This is a genomic window from Streptomyces sp. NPDC044003 (genome assembly GCF_056435185.1).
In genome coordinates this window covers 620,693-634,976 of sequence record NZ_JBWKFA010000001.1, presented here as the reverse complement: position 1 = coordinate 634,976, position 14,284 = coordinate 620,693, and the positions used below count along the sequence as shown (strand labels likewise).

Below are 14,284 nucleotides of genomic sequence, written 5' to 3'. Positions count from 1 at the left end.
CGGAATCCGTTCGCGAAGAGGGAAGAGGTCAGAAGGCGAAGCTGGTGGACCGGAGCTCGCCGAGGTCCCGGGGCGCGAGGAGGCCGCCGCTGCCGGTTCCGGGGTAGACGAGGAGCCGGACGCGGCCCTGGTAGGAGTCCCTGCCGGGCGCGTGCGCCACCACATCGGGGCGGCCGTCGCCGGTGACGTCGCCGAGGCCGGCCAGCTCGGCGTGGCTGTTCCAGCCGCCGGTGCCGATGAGCTTGCGTGTGGTGAACCAGCCGCGGCCGTTGCCCGGGTAGAGCCAGAGCTTGCCCGCGGTGTCGCGGGCGACCAGGTCGGCCTTCCTGTCGGAGTTCATGTCGCCGGCGCCGACGAGTTCGTTCATGACCTTCCAGCCGCCGCCGACCTTCTGGCGGGCGCCGAACCAGCCGCGGCCGTTGCCCGGGTACGTCCACAGGACGCCGTCGCTGTCGGAGGCGAGGAGGTCGCCCTTGCCGTCACCCGTCAGGTCCCCGGCGGCCGCCAGATCGCGCATGGTGTTCCAGCCGGCGCCGACCTTCAGACGGGGCTTGAACCAGCCGCGGCCGTTGCCGGGGTAGAACCAGAGGACACCGGCCTTGTCGCGGGCGTAGACGTCCTCGAAGCCGTCGCCGTCGTAGTCCCCGTGCCGGACCAGCTTGGTCATGCCGTCCCAGCCGCCGCCGACCAGCAGCGTCCTGCCGGCGCTGGTGTAGGCGTGGGACGTCCACAGCTGGCCGACCATGTTGCGGCCGAGGACGTCGGCGTACCCGTCCCGGTCGATGTCGCCGAAGGCCCCGGTCGTGGGCAGCGTCGACGGCCGGTGCTTCACGTTGTCGTACAGCATCGGGTAGCGGCTCTCGGTGCCGCAGAAGTCGTCCGCCTCGGGGCCGACGTCCACGGAGCTGACCGCCTTGTCGAGCCCGGGAAAGGCGCTCTCGTCGAAGGACTCCGAGGTGTAGAAGTGCGTGGAGCCCTCGGGGTCGAGCCCCGGCTTCGGGTAGAAGCAGACCGCGTCCGAGAACCCGGGCAGCCGCACGATGAAGGACCGGATGCGGTTGTCCCAGGCGCCGAGGGACGCCATCGGCTTCCGGATCACGATCATGTCGCCCTGGTACAGCGGCTGGCTGAAGCCGCACACGGCGTTGTCGGGACACCGGTCCCAGCCGTCCGACGCACGCGCCGGCGAGGACAGGACGGTGGCGGACAGGCCGAAGGCCACACCCGCCGTGAGCGCGCCGCGAAGAAGGCGCGCCGAAGGAGAAGGACGCACGGAACCCCCCAGGTATGTGCGTACAAGTGATGAGCGGATCCTATAGACCCGCCCACCCCTCGTACGAGCGGGTTCCGCTCCTGGTCAGCGGCGTCAGCGGCGTCAGCGGCGTCAGCGGCCCAGGTACTGCGGCTTCTCCTTCGCGATGAAGGCGCGGACCGCGATCGTGTGGTCCTCGGAGGCGCCCGCCAGGTTCTGGAGCTCCTCCTCCTTGCCCAGGGCCTCGCTGAGGGAGTGGTCGGCGCCGTAGGCGAGGGACTCCTTCAGGGCCGCGTACGCCACCGTCGGGCCCGCCGCGAGCTTGCGGGCCACCTTCTCCGCCTCGGCGGCCAGGTCCGCGGCCGGGACCAGGCGGTTCACGATGCCGAGCTCGTACGCCTCCTGGGCGCCGATCGAGCGCGGGAAGAGCAGCAGGTCGGAGGCCCGGCTCGCGCCGATCAGCCGGGGCAGCGTCCACGACACGCCCGAGTCGGCGGTGAGCGCGACCCCCGCGAAGGAGGTGTTGAAGGAGGCGGTGTCCGCGACCACCCGGTAGTCCGCCGCGAGCGCGAAGCCGAAGCCGGCCCCGGCGGCGACGCCGTTCACGCCCGCGACGACCGGCTTGCGCATGCCGGTGAGCGCGCGCACGATCGGGTTGTAGTGGTCACGGACCGTGTTCATGGTCTCGCTCGTTCCGGACTCCCGGTCCGACATGAGGAGCCCGACGTGCTCCTTCAGGTCCTGGCCCACGCAGAACGCCCGGTCGCCGGCCGCCGTGAGCAGCACCGCCCGTACGGCGGGGTCGGCGGCGGCCGTCTCCGCCGCGTCCCGGAGGGCGACCTTCGCCGCCACGTTCATCGCGTTCATGGCCTCGGGCCGGTTGAGCGTGATGGTGGCGAGCCCGTCGCTCACCTCGTACAGCACCGTGTCGGCCATCAGGATCCCTTCGCCTCTTTGCGTGGTTGACCAGCCCAGCATGGCGGAGATCACCCGTGTCGCCCATGTGAGCTGCGTCAAAGATTTGGAGGCGGTCCGTCCGACGTCGAGCGGCGAAGTATCGCAGGCCGATCGCCGAAATGTGGGGTTTTGCGGGAGCGCGTTGCGCAAGCGATGCCGATCGAGGTTGGTCATCGGGTCCTGCCATGCGGGATAATGACCTGGAAGCAATGTGTTCGAAGCCGGTGACGCGTGCTCCATATCAAGGAGCTGCCCGGCTGACGATGAGCTGGTTTCAGGAAGGGGAACAAGCATGGCGGCCATGAAGCCGCGGACGGGTGACGGCCCGCTCGAGGTGACCAAGGAGGGGCGGGGCATTGTCATGCGCGTTCCGCTCGAAGGCGGCGGTCGGCTTGTCGTCGAGCTGACCCCCGACGAGGCCCAGGCGCTGGGCGATGCCCTCAAGAAGGTCGTCGGCTGACCCTCTTCTCCACGATTTCCCACCGCTGCCCCGGTACGGTCCGCCGTCCCGGGGCAGCGGTGTCTCCGGAGGCGGTACGGCCCCGTCGGCGGGAAAAGTCGTCGGTACGCGCCGGTCGGGCGAGCGGTCGGCGGTACGTAGCGGTCGAGCGAGCGGCCGTTGGTACGCCCCGGTCGGGCGAGCGGTCGGTGGTACGCGCCGGTCGGGCGAGCGGTCAGCCCCGCCGTACCGCGCAGAGCAGGCCGTCGCCCACCGGCAGCAGCGAGGGGACGAGCTCCTGGCTCTCCCGCACCGCGCGCAGCAGCTCGCGGACCCGCTGGACCTCCGCCGGCTGGGCCCCCGAATCGACCGTGCGGCCGTCCGCGAAGACCCCCTCGAAGCAGACCAGACCCCCCGGTCGCAGCAGGCGCAACGATTCAGCGAGGTAGTCCAGGTACTCCAGCCGGTCGCCGTCGCAGAACACGAGGTCGTACCCGCCGTCCGCGAGCCGGGGCAGCACGTCCAGGGCCCGGCCGGGGATGAAACGGGCCCGGTTGCCCGCGAAGCCCGCGGCCCGGAACGCCGTCTTGGCGAGCTGCTGCCGCTCCGGCTGCAGGTCCACCGTCGTCAGGACGCCGTCCGGCCGCATCCCGAGCAGCAGATAGATGCCCGACACGCCCGTGCCGGTGCCGATCTCCGCCACCGCCTTGGCGTCCGCCGTCGCGGCGAGCAGGCGCAGCGCCCCACCGGTGCCCGGCGACACCGAGGGCAGCCCTGCCTCCCGGGCCCGCTCCCGGGCCCAGCGCAGAGCTTCGTCCTCGGCGACGTAGGCGTCGGCGAACGACCAGCCCGTCTGCCGGTTGGCGGTAATGGCCCTCTCCTGTCCCCGTAGTTGACGCAACGGTGACTGTATCCGCTGTCAGTGGGAACCCGCAGATGGGACCGGGCGTTCACCAGGGGAAGGACGCGACGGAGGCAGCCGGGCGAGCCGGTTCCAAATTCGCGTAAAGATTCTTATCCGGAGCTAACGGGCGAGGTGGCTATGGTAGGGGCTCCACTGGACACCACCAGAGCCGACAGGGGAGGTGCGGCTGCGCCTGTGGATCGGGGAGGAGTGCTTCGGCGTCTTCTCAGGTCGGCGGGTGAGCCGAAATCCGTGACCGACACCGCTGACCGTTTCCGCACCACCGACTCCGCTCCCACCACCGCGACCTTCGCATCGGATGCGGAATCGCAGGCGTGGACCCCTCCCACCTGGGAGGAGATCGTCAGCACGCACAGTGGCCGGGTCTACCGCCTCGCCTACCGCCTGACGGGCAACCAGCACGATGCCGAGGACCTGACCCAGGAGGTCTTCGTCCGCGTCTTCCGCTCGCTGTCGACGTACACCCCGGGCACCTTCGAGGGCTGGCTGCACCGCATCACCACCAACCTCTTCCTCGACATGGTCCGCCGCAAGCAGCGCATCCGGTTCGACGCGCTCGCCGACGACGCGGCCGAGCGGCTCCCCAGCCGCGAGCCCTCGCCGCAGCAGGCGTTCAACGACACGCACTTCGACGCCGACGTGCAGCAGGCCCTCGACACCCTCGCGCCCGAGTTCCGCGCGGCCGTCGTCCTCTGCGACATCGAAGGCCTCTCCTACGAGGAGATCGCCGCGACCCTCGGAGTGAAGCTCGGCACCGTCCGCAGCCGCATCCACCGCGGCCGCTCCCACCTGCGCAAGGCGCTCAAGCACCGCTCGCCCGAGGCCCGGGCGGAGCGTGCCCTCGCCTCCGTCGGATGGGAGGCAGGGACAGCGTGAGCGGCACACGTCCCACGTCGCCGACCCCCGCGGAGCACCACCTCGGGGACCGGCTGGCCGCGCTCGTCGACGGCGAGCTCGGCCACGACGCCCGCGAGCGGGTCCTCGCCCACCTCGCGACCTGCGCCCGCTGCAAGGCCGAGGCCGACGCCCAGCGCACGCTGAAGAGCGTCTTCGCCTCGGCGGCTCCGCCATCGCCCTCCGAGGGCTTCCTCGCGCGGCTCCAGGGCCTCCCCGGGGGACCAGGTGAGCCGGGAGGACCCGGCGGACCGCGGGGGCCCCTCGAAGAGCTCCTCGGCGCGGGCGGCGTGAAGTCCGACGGCTTCGCCACCGCCGCCGTCGTCACCCCGCACCCCGGCACCCCCGGGGCCGGTTTCCGCATCCACGAGGTCGGTTACCGCCGCTCCGGTACGTCCGGGCGGGGCCGGCGCTTCGCCTTCGCGGCGGCCGGCGCCGTCTCGTTCGCGGCGATCGCCCTCGGCGGCACCCTGCCGCTCGAAACCTCGGTGAGCGCCGGCGCGCGCGGCGGCCAGGGCACCGGCAGCGCCGTCACCCCGCTGCGCGCCACCGCGACCGGCGGCGGCCCGGGCACGGCGATCGGCCGGGGCACGCGCGCCGGTGAGCGTGCCGGCGCCCAGTCCGTCGACGCCGCCGAGCCGCTCGCCGCGGTGACCCCGGCCGCGGTCCCGCGGGGGCCGGTCGTGGCCGCGGGCCAGGGCACGGTCCCGTCGGGCGCGGTCCCGCCGGACGCGGTGCGCTCGGCTGCCACGCCGCTGGTGGCCGTACGGCTCCGGAACCCGGCCCCGCAGTCGCTCCTCGCACTGTCGCCGTTCATACGACCGACGGCTCCGGCCCTCCAGCTGGCCTTCGCCCCCGGGCCCAGCCCGATGGCGAGCCCGTCGACGGGACCGCTCGGCTCCCACCGCTGACCCGCGACCTGGTTGAATCCAGGGGGCAGGGCGCCCGACCCAGGGGCGCGGACGGGTCAGCGGTTGCGGGGAGAGCATGAACAACGGGAAGCCGAACTGGTGGAGCCGGCCTTCGACCACACCGGAGGCGGCGCAGATACCCACGCCGCCTCCGACGGACGAAGGCGACGGCGACTTCCCCCTGCCCGCACCCCAGCCCGCCCCGGGCCAGGAGCAGGCCGCGGCGGCGGCGGTCGAGGCCGCGGCACCGGCCGTCGAACTGACGAAGCCCGCGCCGGAGCCGACCCAGACGGCCCCGGCCGCCTCGCCCGACCCGGCCCAGACGGCCCCTGCCGCCGCGCCGGAGCCCGCGACCGCGGCCGTGCCCGCGCAGGCGACCGCTTCCGCGCAGCTCGGGGCCGAGGCGCGCGCGGCTGAGCCGCAGTCCGCGGCCGCCTCCGAGCCGGTCGTCGACATGACGAAGTCCGCGCCGGAGCCGGTGGCCGCACCGGTCGCCGTACCCGCGGCGGAGTCGGCCCCCGCGCGGCAGCCCCTGCACACGCCCGACGAGTACCGCACGCCGCCCTACGGCGAGCCGGGGCCGTGGGCGCCCGCGCCGCCCGTGCAGCGCCCGCCCGCCCCCGTACCGCCGCAGGGGCATCACCAGGCCCCGCCCCAGCCGACTCCCTGGGTGCAGTACGACCCCTGGGGCGCCACCGGGGCCGCCACCCCGCCGCCGCCCGCCAAGAAGTCCCGCAAGGGCCTCGCGGTCGCCGGCGCGCTCGTCTTCGCCCTCGTCACCGGCGTCATCGGCGGCGGCATCGGCGCGTACGTCGAGCGGAACGGCGGGCTCACCACCGTCGAACTCCCGCAGGCCGAGGCCGGGGACACCGGCCGCGCCCCCGACAGCGTCGCCGGGATCGCCGCCAGCGCCCTGCCCGGTGTGGTCACCCTGCACGTCACGGGCAGCGGATCCTCCGGCACCGGCACCGGATTCGTCCTCGACACCAAGGGCCACATCCTCACCAACAACCACGTCGTCGACGGCGCCGGTTCCTCCGGCGACATCTCCGTGACGTTCTCCAGCGGCGAGACCGCCCGCGCCAAGCTCATCGGCAAGGACACCGGCTACGACCTGGCCGTCGTCCAGGTCACCGGCGTCTCCGGCCTCAAGGCGCTGCCGCTCGGCAACTCCGACAACGTCCGCGTCGGCGACCCCGTCGTCGCCATCGGCGCCCCCTTCGACCTCTCCAACACCGTCACCTCCGGCATCATCAGCGCCAAGGAGCGCCCGATCACCGCCGGCGGCGAGAAGGGCGACGGCAGCGACATCAGCTACGTCGACGCGCTCCAGACCGACGCCCCCATCAACCCCGGCAACTCCGGCGGCCCGCTGCTCGACTCCAAGGCTCGGGTCATCGGCATCAACAGCGCGATCCGCGCCGCCGGCGGCTCCGGCGAGGGCGAGGGCGGCGCGAGCCAGCCCGGCTCCATCGGTCTCGGCTTCGCCATACCGATCAACCAGGGCAAGCGCGTCGCCGAGGAGCTCATCAACACCGGCAAGGCCACCCACCCCGTCATCGGTGTGAGCCTCGACATGCAGTACCAGGGCGACGGCGCCCGCGTCGGCGAGAAGGGCAAGGACGGCTCCGCCTCCGTCACCGCCGGCGGCCCGGCCGCCAAGGCGGGGCTCCGGCCCGGGGACGTCATCACCAAGGTCGACGGCCAGCGCGTGCACAACGGCGAGGAGCTCATCGTGAAGATCCGCGCCCACCGCCCCGGCGACAAGCTGGAGCTCACCCTGACCCGGAACGGCAAAGAGCTGACAAAGACGTTGACGCTCGGATCCTCGCAGGGCACCTGAGCGCCATGTGGCGGACGCCGCGAGGTACCCGTCGGACAGTTTCGGCGGGTACCGTGGACCGGGCCCTGGACCGGCGTGAAGGAGCTACTAGGTGTTCAGCGACATAGGCGCACTCGAGCTGGTGACGCTCGTGGTCCTCGCCGTGCTCGTCTTCGGGCCGGACAAGCTCCCGAAGGTGATCCAGGACGTCTCGCGCTTCATCCGCAAGGTCCGCGAGTTCTCCGACAGCGCGAAGCAGGACATCCGCAGCGAGCTGGGCCCGGGGTTCAAGGACTTCGAGTTCGAGGACCTCAACCCCAAGACGTTCCTCCGCAAGCAGCTGGAGGGCAACGAGGACCTCAAGGAGCTCAAGGAGCTGCGCGGCACGTTCGACCTCAAGAAGGAGATGAACGAGGTCGCCGACGCCGTCCACGGCCGGGAGACCACGCCCGCGCCCGCCCCGGCGGCGGTCAACGGCTCCCCGGACCTGCTGAAGAAGCAGGACAAGCCGGACACGGAAGAGCGTCCTCCGTACGACTCCGACGCCACCTGACGACGGCCTGTCACCGACCCACTGCTCACCGGTGGCTATCCTCCCTCTGTTGACGCAACGAGGAGGCGGCCGGAATGAAGACGACGAGTCGGGTGGAAGCCGATGGCTTTCTGCGCGCACCCTTCGCCTGGTACGGGCTCGACGAGGCGTTCACCGGCCCGCGCCGGCTGATGCAGATCGGCACGGCGGCGGACGGCACCGTCCAGCACGGCTCGATGGGCCACGGTGACGAGCCGTCGATAAAGTCCGAGGCCGGCAGCGCGGAGAAGGAGCGCTTCGCCGTCGTCGTGACGGTCGCGGCGAACCCCGTGCGCCGCACCGGGGACGGCACCGGCGTCCTCGACGCCACCACCGTCTCCTCCGCCGCCTGGCTGGCCGGCTCCGGGCTCCTGGCCCACACCTGGCCCGCCTCGCTCGACCACGCGCTGCGGGACCACTGGCTGGACCAGCAGACGGAGACGGCGTTCGAGCTCGCCGACGACCTGGACGGGCCGGCGTGGTCGACGCTGTCGCTGCCGGTGGACGGGGTGCCCGTGCCGTTCCACTACCGGGAGTCCGAGTTCGGGTGGGTCCTCGCGGGCTCCACGGGGGACGTGCACATCGGGGCGTACGGGCGGGGGATGAGCGCGTACGGCTTGGGGTTCTCACAGGTGAAGGACCTGGCCGCGTACGGCGCCTAGAGACGCCGTACGGCGCCCGGACATGACGAAGGGCGCCCCCTGGTGGGGGCGCCCTTCGTCATGTCTCAGAACTTGTTGCGCGGCGTGATGCCCAGGCTCATGCCGGACAGGCCGCGCTGGCGGCCGCCGAGCTTGCCGGCGATGGCGCGGAGGGCGGCGCCCGCCGGGGAGTCGGGGTCGGAGAGGACGACCGGCTTGCCGTCGTCGCCGCCCTCGCGGAGCCGGACGTCGATCGGGATCGAGCCGAGGACCGGGACCGTCGTGCCCGTGGTCTGCGTCAGGCCGTCCGCGACCTTCTGGCCGCCGCCCGTGCCGAACACGTCGACCATCTCGTCGCAGTGCGGACACGGCAGGCCCGCCATGTTCTCGACGACGCCGACGATCTTCTGGTGGGTCTGGACGGCGATGGAGCCGGCCCGCTCGGCGACCTCGGCCGCCGCCTGCTGCGGGGTGGTGACCACGAGGATCTCCGCGTTCGGGACGAGCTGCGCGACCGAGATCGCGATGTCGCCGGTGCCCGGGGGCAGGTCGAGCAGGAGGACGTCCAGGTCGCCCCAGTACACGTCCGCGAGGAACTGCTGGAGCGCGCGGTGCAGCATCGGGCCGCGCCACACGACCGGGGCGTTGCCCGGGGTGAACATGCCGATGGAGATGACCTTCACGCCGTTCGCGGACGGCGGCATGATCATGTTCTCGACCTGGGTCGGACGGCCGTCCGCGCCCAGCATCCGCGGCACGCTGTGGCCGTAGATGTCGGCGTCGACGACACCGACCTTCAGACCGTCGGCGGCCATCGCCGCCGCGAGGTTCACGGTCACGGAGGACTTGCCGACGCCGCCCTTGCCGGACGCCACCGCGTACACCCGGGTCAGCGAGCCGGGCTTCGCGAAGGGCACCTCGCGCTCGGCGCTCGTGCCGCGCAGCGCCGCAGCCAGCTCCTTGCGCTGCTCGTCGCTCATCACGTCCAGCGAGACGTCGACGGAGGTGACGCCCTCGACCCGGGAGACGGCCTCGGTCACGCGCTGCGTGATGGTCTCGCGCATCGGGCAGCCGGAGACCGTCAGGTAGACCGTGACGGCGACCTTGCCGTCCGGTTCGATCTCCACCGACTTGACCATGCCGAGCTCAGTGATCGGCTTGTTGATCTCAGGGTCGTTCACCGTCGCCAGTGCTTCGAGCACCGCGTCTTCCGTAGCCATACCGACGATGGTACGGCGCGGACCACGGACCGGTGAAAGGGCTGTCAACGGTCGGGTACGTCACTTCCCCGGTCCTCGCCGGACGGGAATAGATCCCGGTGCTCCTCCAGCTCCTTGATCAGGTCCTGGAGCTCCGAGCGGATCCAGTCGCGGGTCGCGACCTCGCCGAGGCCCATCCGCAGCGCCGCGACCTCCCGGGTCAGGTACTCGGTGTCCGCGATCGACCGCTCGTTCTGCTTCCGGTCCTGTTCGAGGTTGACCCGGTCTCGGTCGTCCTGCCGGTTCTGCGCGAGCAGGATCAGCGGAGCCGCGTACGAGGCCTGCAGGGACAGCGCGAGCGTCAGGAAGATGAAGGGGTACTCGTCGAACCTCAGGGACGGCGGCGCGAAGATGTTCCACCCGATCCAGACGACGACCGTCAGGGTCATCCAGACCAGGAACCTGCCCGTGCCCAGGAAGCGGGCGATCCGCTCCGAGAGCCGCCCGAAGGCCTCGGGGTCGTACTCCGGGAGCAGCCGGGAGCGCCGCTCGCGCGGCAGGTCGAGCCGGATGCGGGGCACGGACCGCTCCCGCTCCCGCTCCCGGTCCTGGGTGCGCTCAGCCGCCATGTCCGGCCCCCTCCTCGTGGAACTCGGTCTCCCGCCAGTCGTCCGGCAGCAGGTGGTCGAGCACGTCGTCGACGGTGACCGCGCCGAGCAGCGAGCCGCTCTCGTCGACCACGGGCGCGGCGACCATGTTGTACGCGGCGAGGTAGCTGGTCACGGCCGGCAGCGGGGTGTCCGGGCCGAGCGGCGGCAGATCGCTGTCCACGAGCGAGCTGACCAGCGTGAACGGCGGGTCGCGAAGCAGCCGCTGGAAGTGCACCGTGCCCAGGTACTTGCCGGTCGGCGTCTCGTCCGGCGGCCGGCACACGTACACCTGCGCGGCGAGCGCCGGCGACAGGTCCTGCTGGCGGACCCGGGCCAGGGCGTCCGCGACGGTGGCGTCCGGGCGCAGCACGATCGGCTCGGTCGTCATCAGACCGCCCGCCGTGCGCTCCTCGTACGCCAGGAGCCGGCGCACGTCGGCCGCGTCGTCCGGCTGCATCAGGGTGAGGAGCCGCTCCTGGTCCTCCTCGGGCAGCTCGGACAGCAGGTCGGCGGCGTCGTCCGGGTCCATCGCCTCCAGGACGTCGGCGGCCCGCTCCTCCTTCAGCTTGCCGAGGATCTCGATCTGGTCGTCCTCCGGCAGCTCCTCCAGGACGTCGGCGAGCCGGTCGTCGTCGAGGGCCGCTGCGACCTCGGCGCGCCGCTTGGGGGAGAGGTGGTGCAGGGCGTTGGCGAGGTCGGCGGGGCGCAGCTTCTCGAAGGTGGCGAGCAGGCTCTCGGCGCCCTGCCCGTGCTCCTCCAGGGAGAAGCCGGTGACGGCCGACCACTCGACGGTCAGCGTCTCGCCCTTGCGGCTCAGGACCCCGCCCTTCCCCTTGCGGACGAAGACCCTGTCGATCTCCCAGTCGCGGCGGGCCGGCAGCTGCTGGATGGAGACGTCGAGGACGGTGACCTCCTCGCGCGACTCCACCAGCGTGACCCGCCGGTCGAGGAGCTCGCCGAGGACGAGCCGCTCGGTGGGGCGCCGCTCGAAGCGCCGCATGTTGACGACGCCGGTGGTGATGACCTGGCCGGAGGCGAGGCCGGTGATCCGGGTCATGGGGACGAAGACCCGGCGGCGGCTCAGCACCTCCACGACCATGCCGAGGAGCCGGGGCGGCCGGCGGCCGACGCGGAGCATGGCGACGAGGTCGCTGACGCGGCCGACCTGGTCGCCGACGGGGTCGAAGACGGGGACTCCGGCGAGATGGGAGACGAAGATCCGGGGGGCGCCTGCCGCCATGCCACGCGCCTCCTCGGTTCCGCACGATTCGAGTCGTCGATGCGATGCGTCGTAGAGCTTTGCCGGTGATTGCAGAGCTTTGCCGGGTTCAGGCTAGCCCGTGCCGTTCCGCCCCGCCCCGGCAGAGACTCCGTACGGCTGCCTGCGGGGCCCTTCACCTGTCCCGGGTACGCTGCGGTCTGCCGTTCCCCCCATCGGCCCCGCCACCGGACCCGGCTCTTCCGCCCCGCCGGAACGCGGCGGTCCTCGGCAACCCGTACGGGCCGTGCCCGTCATCCCCCCACACGACACGAGAGGCAGCGCAGATGACCGTTCGTACCCCGTCATCGCGTATCCGCAGGGCCGTCACGCCCCTGGCGCTCTGCGCCGGACTGACGGTGGGACTCACGGCCTGCGCCGCCGATCCGGACGAGGGGACGAACGGGGTGGGGAGACTCTCCGCCCCCGAGATCGAGCAGAAGGCGCAGTCGACGGCGGACTCGGCGAAGGCGGTACGGCTGTCCGGCACCCTGGTCAGCAAGGGCGGCACCTTCAAGCTGAACATGCGCCTCAAGCAGAACGGCGCGACCGGCTCGGTGACGACGAAGAACAGCACCTTCGAGCTGCTGCGGGTCGGCGACACGATCTATCTGAAGGCCGACGCGGGGTTCTGGGACCACGACGACCAGGCGACCCACGGGACCTCGGAGGCGGGTTCGGAGGCCGCCGACACCCTCGACGACAAGTACGTGAAGGTCCCGCAGGGCGACCCCTCGTACAAGCAGCTGCGCGGCTTCACCGAGATGGGCCCGCTCCTCGACGGTCTCATCGGCCTGCACGGCGAGAAGGTCAAGGGCGACCGGGACCAGATCGGCGGGGTCCGCACGGTCAAGGTCAAGGGCGGGGCCGACGGCGAGGGCGGCACGCTCGACGTGTCCCTGGACGGCCTGCCGTACCCCGTGCGGTTCGCCCGCGGCGGGGGAGCGGGGGTCGTGGTGCTCTCCGAGTGGAACAAGGACTTCCCGCTCGCGGAGCCGTCGAAGGAGGAGACCCTCGACTACGGCAAGCAGCTGCCCCGGACCTGAGGCCTCAGCGCTTCTTCTTCCGGAACAGCAGCTTCGGCAGACCCGCCGGGATCGGCCGGCGGGTGTTCGCCGCCGTCGGCAGCGGTACGGCGGCCAGGGAGCCGTCCGGGAACTCCGTGGTCGAGGAGCGCGGCTCGAGCCGTACGACCCGGCACTCGCGCGCCCAGCGCCCCGGCATGGCCTCGCCGTCGGGGGCGTTGAGCCGCTTGCCCTTCAGCTCGGCGACCGCCGCCTCCCACTCCTCCGTACCGGGGGAGAGCTCGCGGACGGTGGCGGTCCAGGCGACGAGCCGGCCGCCCTTGTCCTTGCTGCGGACGGTCACCTCGGCCGTACCGCCGTCGACCAGGCCCGGCAGCGGCTGCTCGCCGGGGCCGTCGCCGACGACGTGCGCGGCGCCGTCGTGCCAGACGTGCCAGAGCGCGCGGGCGGGTCCGGTGCCGCGCACCCACACGAGGCCGGACTTCTTGGTGGCCTCCTCGACGAGGGCGGGCGCGAGCAGCTCTTCTGTCATGGCACGAAGCCTATCGGGCGGGTTTCTACAGCCAGCCGTTGCGCTTGAGGGTGCGGTGGATGGTGAAGCAGATGGCGGCGATGCCGACGAGCACCATCGGGTAGCCGTACTTCCAGTGCAGCTCCGGCATGTACTCGAAGTTCATGCCGTACACGCCGCAGACCGCCGTGGGGACGGCGACGATCGCCGCCCACGAGGTGATCTTGCGCATGTCCTCGTTCTGCGCGACGGTCGCCTGCGCCAGGTTGGCCTGGAGGATCGAGTTGAGGAGCTCGTCGAAGCCGACGACCTGCTCCTGGACGCGGGCCAAGTGGTCGGCGACGTCCCGGAAGTACTTCTGGATGTCCGGGTCGACGAGCCGCATCGGCCGCTCGGAGAGCAGCTGCATCGGGCGGAGCAGCGGCGTGACGGCCCGCTTGAACTCCAGTACCTCACGCTTGAGCTGGTAGATCCGGCCGGTGTCCGTGCCGCGCGTGGAGCCCTTCGCGGCCGGCGAGAAGACGTCGATCTCCAGCTGGTCGATGTCCAGCTCGACGGCGTCGGCGACCGCGATGTAGCCGTCGACGACGTGGTCGGCGATGGCGTGCAGCACGGCCGAGGGGCCCTTGGCGAGGAGCTCCGGCTCGCCCTGGAGGCGGTGGCGGAGGTTGCGCAGGGAGCCCTGGCCGCCGTGCCGGACGGTGATGACGAAGTCGGGGCCGGTGAAGACCATCACCTCGCCGGTCTCCACGACCTCGCTGGTGGCGGTGAGTTCGGCGTGCTCGACGTAGTGGATCGTCTTGAAGACGGTGAAGAGGGTGTCGTCGTACCGCTCCAGCTTGGGCCGCTGGTGGGCGTGGACGGCGTCCTCGACGGCGAGCGGGTGCAGCCCGAACTCGGCGGCGATACCGGCGAATTCGGCCTCGGTCGGCTCGTGCAGACCGATCCAGGCGAAGCCGCCGCTCTCCCGCACCTGGCGCATGGCGCCGCGCGGGGTGAGGCAGGCGCGGTCGTCGATCCGGCGTCCGTCGCGGTAGACGGCGCAGTCGACCACGGCGCTGGAGGCCGAGTGGTCGCGGGTGGGGTCGTACGAGGTGTACGTGGTGGGGGTCTTGCGCAGGCTCTGCCGCAGGCTGGGGCGGACGGCGGCGGTGAGGTCACGGATCATCGACATGGGCGTGCTCCTTCACGGATCGGCCGTCGGCGCGGAGCATGGCACAGCCCGGAAT

At 72.1% G+C, this 14,284-nt stretch carries 15 protein-coding genes; 7 read left to right on the top strand and 8 right to left on the bottom strand.

Annotated features, from left to right (window positions below; all coding sequences use genetic code 11):
- Positions 1–28 precede the first annotated feature (28 nt).
- Both AC07AW_RS02895 and chcB read right to left on the bottom strand, forming a co-directional pair.
- Positions 29–1,273: an FG-GAP-like repeat-containing protein gene (locus tag AC07AW_RS02895; protein ID WP_478813733.1), complete on the bottom strand. Its 1,245-nt coding sequence runs from the start codon at positions 1,271–1,273 to the stop codon at positions 29–31.
- A 111-nt stretch (positions 1,274–1,384) separates the two neighbouring features.
- A complete protein-coding gene (gene chcB / locus AC07AW_RS02890) occupies positions 1,385–2,188 on the bottom strand; it encodes a 2-cyclohexenylcarbonyl CoA isomerase (protein ID WP_478813732.1) in 804 nt (267 codons plus the stop codon).
- Between the two features lie 313 nt (positions 2,189–2,501).
- Here chcB and AC07AW_RS02885 point away from each other — a divergent pair, with 313 nt between their 5' ends.
- Positions 2,502–2,669 carry a DUF3117 domain-containing protein gene (locus AC07AW_RS02885; protein WP_235484109.1) on the top strand — a complete coding sequence of 56 codons (168 nt, stop codon included), beginning with the start codon at positions 2,502–2,504 and terminating at the stop codon, positions 2,667–2,669.
- A 214-nt stretch (positions 2,670–2,883) separates the two neighbouring features.
- Here AC07AW_RS02885 and AC07AW_RS02880 read toward each other — a convergent pair whose 3' ends face one another.
- Entirely contained in the window at positions 2,884–3,549 is a 666-nt protein-coding gene (locus AC07AW_RS02880) for an O-methyltransferase (protein WP_392150700.1), read from the bottom strand.
- Positions 3,550–3,690: 141 nt separating this feature from the next.
- Between AC07AW_RS02880 and sigE the strand changes: the two genes are divergently transcribed.
- The 5 genes from sigE (at position 3,691) to AC07AW_RS02855 (ending at position 8,433) form a co-directional block, all read left to right on the top strand.
- Entirely contained in the window at positions 3,691–4,449 is a 759-nt protein-coding gene (gene sigE, locus AC07AW_RS02875; RefSeq protein WP_078908486.1) for an RNA polymerase sigma factor SigE, read from the top strand.
- Positions 4,446–5,378, top strand: coding sequence for an anti-sigma factor family protein (locus AC07AW_RS02870; protein WP_478813731.1), 933 nt, complete (start codon positions 4,446–4,448; stop codon positions 5,376–5,378). Before sigE ends, AC07AW_RS02870 begins: the two co-directional genes overlap by 4 nt.
- Before the next feature lie 76 nt (positions 5,379–5,454).
- Complete coding sequence (locus AC07AW_RS02865) at positions 5,455–7,221, top strand: S1C family serine protease (RefSeq protein ID WP_478813730.1); 1,767 nt, start codon at positions 5,455–5,457, stop codon at positions 7,219–7,221.
- 91 nt (positions 7,222–7,312) lie between these two features.
- A complete protein-coding gene (locus AC07AW_RS02860) occupies positions 7,313–7,753 on the top strand; it encodes a sec-independent translocase (RefSeq protein WP_478813729.1) in 441 nt (146 codons plus the stop codon).
- A gap of 74 nt (positions 7,754–7,827) precedes the next feature.
- The gene (locus tag AC07AW_RS02855; protein ID WP_478813728.1) at positions 7,828–8,433 is read left to right on the top strand and encodes a hypothetical protein; all 606 of its coding nucleotides are present in this window, start codon (positions 7,828–7,830) and stop codon (positions 8,431–8,433) included.
- A gap of 65 nt (positions 8,434–8,498) precedes the next feature.
- Here AC07AW_RS02855 and AC07AW_RS02850 read toward each other — a convergent pair whose 3' ends face one another.
- The 3 genes from AC07AW_RS02850 to AC07AW_RS02840 are packed head-to-tail and all read right to left on the bottom strand — an operon-like array spanning position 8,499 to position 11,501.
- Positions 8,499–9,632 (bottom strand): Mrp/NBP35 family ATP-binding protein, encoded by a 1,134-nt coding sequence (locus tag AC07AW_RS02850; RefSeq protein WP_478813727.1) that lies wholly within the window; start codon positions 9,630–9,632, stop codon positions 8,499–8,501.
- A 44-nt stretch (positions 9,633–9,676) separates the two neighbouring features.
- Entirely contained in the window at positions 9,677–10,240 is a 564-nt protein-coding gene (locus AC07AW_RS02845; protein ID WP_478813726.1) for a DUF1003 domain-containing protein, read from the bottom strand.
- Positions 10,230–11,501, bottom strand: coding sequence for a magnesium transporter MgtE N-terminal domain-containing protein (locus AC07AW_RS02840; RefSeq protein WP_478813725.1), 1,272 nt, complete (start codon positions 11,499–11,501; stop codon positions 10,230–10,232). Before AC07AW_RS02840 ends, AC07AW_RS02845 begins: the two co-directional genes overlap by 11 nt.
- A 305-nt stretch (positions 11,502–11,806) precedes the next feature.
- Here AC07AW_RS02840 and AC07AW_RS02835 point away from each other — a divergent pair, with 305 nt between their 5' ends.
- Positions 11,807–12,565, top strand: coding sequence for a hypothetical protein (locus AC07AW_RS02835; protein ID WP_478813724.1), 759 nt, complete (start codon positions 11,807–11,809; stop codon positions 12,563–12,565).
- A 4-nt stretch (positions 12,566–12,569) separates the two neighbouring features.
- Here the strand turns inward: AC07AW_RS02835 and AC07AW_RS02830 are convergent, their stop codons facing one another.
- Together AC07AW_RS02830 and AC07AW_RS02825 are read right to left on the bottom strand one after the other, a co-directional pair.
- Positions 12,570–13,076, bottom strand: a complete 507-nt coding sequence (locus AC07AW_RS02830) for a hypothetical protein (RefSeq protein WP_478813723.1) — start codon at positions 13,074–13,076, stop codon at positions 12,570–12,572.
- Positions 13,077–13,101: 25 nt separating this feature from the next.
- The gene (locus AC07AW_RS02825; protein WP_478813722.1) at positions 13,102–14,229 is read right to left on the bottom strand and encodes a magnesium and cobalt transport protein CorA; all 1,128 of its coding nucleotides are present in this window, start codon (positions 14,227–14,229) and stop codon (positions 13,102–13,104) included.
- Positions 14,230–14,284: the final 55 nt, after the last annotated feature.